This is a genomic window from Vibrio sp. Vb1554 (assembly GCF_033344235.1).
In genome coordinates, this window is sequence record NZ_JAWPOJ010000243.1 from 1 (window position 1) to 1,274 (window position 1,274).

At 47.2% G+C, this 1,274-nt stretch carries 2 protein-coding genes; one reads left to right on the plus strand and one right to left on the minus strand.

Annotation, left to right across the window (positions count from 1 at the left end):
• The coding region (locus R8N28_RS25320) for a LysR family transcriptional regulator (protein ID WP_318183674.1) at positions 1 to 144 on the minus strand (144 nt) is incomplete at its 3' end.
• Between the two features lie 128 nt (positions 145 to 272).
• On the opposite strand from R8N28_RS25320, the gene R8N28_RS25325 reads away from it, so the two are divergent.
• Positions 273 to 1,187 carry an alpha/beta hydrolase gene (locus R8N28_RS25325; RefSeq protein ID WP_318183673.1) on the plus strand — a complete coding sequence of 305 codons (915 nt, stop codon included), beginning with the start codon at positions 273 to 275 and terminating at the stop codon, positions 1,185 to 1,187.
• The last annotated feature ends 87 nt before the right edge of the window (positions 1,188 to 1,274 follow it).

Below are 1,274 nucleotides of genomic sequence, written 5' to 3' on the forward strand. Positions count from 1 at the left end.
AAGTTGTTTTTCTAGCCCTTTCACATGCTGCGACAATGCAGCCCGCGTCACTCCCATTTCGGAGGCGGCTTTCGTAAAACTGCGATGGCGCGCTACATGCGCAAACCACGTTAGTGAAGATATTAGGGAAGGTTCAATAGCCATTTGTTAAGTATAACTTAACAGTCATGTGTGTAAAACGATATTTATCTAATACAGTTCGTTCACTAGTATTAACTCAAGGCTTACGCCCCACGAGACAAAACAGTGAAACGCTACAGGAGAATTTCGTTATGTCTAAAGTTACTTTCAAAAATCTAAATGGTCTGGGCATCTCTATTGCAGCGGTGATTAACGTTCCTGAAAACTTTGATGAATCTAAACCGTATCCTGCCATTGTAGTTTCTCATCCTGGTGGCGGCGTTAAAGAGCAGACAGCGGGAACCTACGCGAAAAAACTATCAGAACATGGCTTCGTGACTATCGCATTCGACGCATCGTTTCAGGGCGAAAGTACAGGTGAGCCTCGCCAACTAGAAAACCCTCACATTCGTACCGAAGATGTGAGTGCCGTTATCGATTATCTCACCACTCTTGACTACGTAGATAACGAACGCATTGGTGCAATGGGGATTTGTGCAGGTGCTGGTTACACCGCGAACGCAGCGATTAATGACCGCCGAATTAAGGCTGTCGGTACCGTCAGCATGGTTAATATCGGTCAAATGTTCCGTAATGGTTGGGATAACAGTGTGAAAGACAGCGACGCCATCCCTTACATCGAAGCGGGGTCACTCGCCAGAACTTCAGACGCGAGCGGCGCTGAGTTTGTCACAATCCCAATGGCGCCGTTAAAAGAAGAAGACGCGCCAAACGAAGAGTTACGCCAAGCGTGGGAGTATTACCACACCGATCGCGCGGCATATTGCACAGCGCCGGGCTTTGCAACCGCACGTAGTTTGAATCAAATCATCACTTACGATGCGTTTTTCAAAGCAGAAGCGTTCTTGACTCAGCCATTGCTGACCGTTGTCGGTAGCGAGGCTGGCAGTAAATGGATGAGCGATGACCTAATGGAACGAGCGGCAAGTACGGATAAACACTTGTATGTCGTTGACGGCGCAAATCACATGGATCTTTATGATGGTGAAACCCCTATCGCAGAAGCGATTGGCGCTCTAGCGCCGTTTTTCCAACGCACGCTTTAACAGATTGATTTGAGATACCAGATAGTTTGGCTCTGCGATCTCGAGCCAAATTTGAAACTAGGAACAAAGATATGAACACTCAAAAAG

Coding starts and splice junctions, on each gene's coding strand:
- R8N28_RS25325 (WP_318183673.1), top strand. CDS start 273: ATGTCTAAAGTTACTTTCAAAAATCTAAATGGTCTGGGCATCTCTATT.